1 protein-coding gene is annotated in these 408 nt (G+C 49.8%); it reads left to right on the top strand.

From position 1 onward, the window contains the following. Positions 1-408: Calx-beta domain-containing protein (locus IQ457_RS06835; protein ID WP_242465380.1), on the top strand; the 408-nt coding region annotated here is incomplete at both ends.

Below are 408 nucleotides of genomic sequence, written 5' to 3' on the forward strand. Positions count from 1 at the left end.
CGGTACCAACAACAGCGTCACCACCACTATTTATGATGATGGCACCACTAACGGCACTGATCCTGTAGATCCTACTGATCCTACGGTAGGTGATGACACCCCAATAGTAAGCATCACTGGTACAGCAAGTCTGAATGAAATGGCTGCTGACGGTACTCCTAATGAAGCGACTTATACAGTCAGCATCAGCAACCCAAGTACCGAAGATACCGTTGTTACTGTCACGATTAGTGATGGCAGCACTGAAGGCTCAGCTGACTACACCGCACCTGTCACACAAAACGTGACGATTCCAGCGGGTCAAACCTCCGTTGACATCACCGTACCGATTGTGAACGACAATGTATTTGAAGGTCCAGAGGACTTTAACGTCGCAGTCACAGCAGTCACAGCCACAGCGTCACCACC

Source organism: Psychrobacter sp. M9-54-1 (assembly GCF_016613355.1).
Lineage (GTDB): Bacteria > Pseudomonadota > Gammaproteobacteria > Pseudomonadales > Moraxellaceae > Psychrobacter > Psychrobacter faecalis.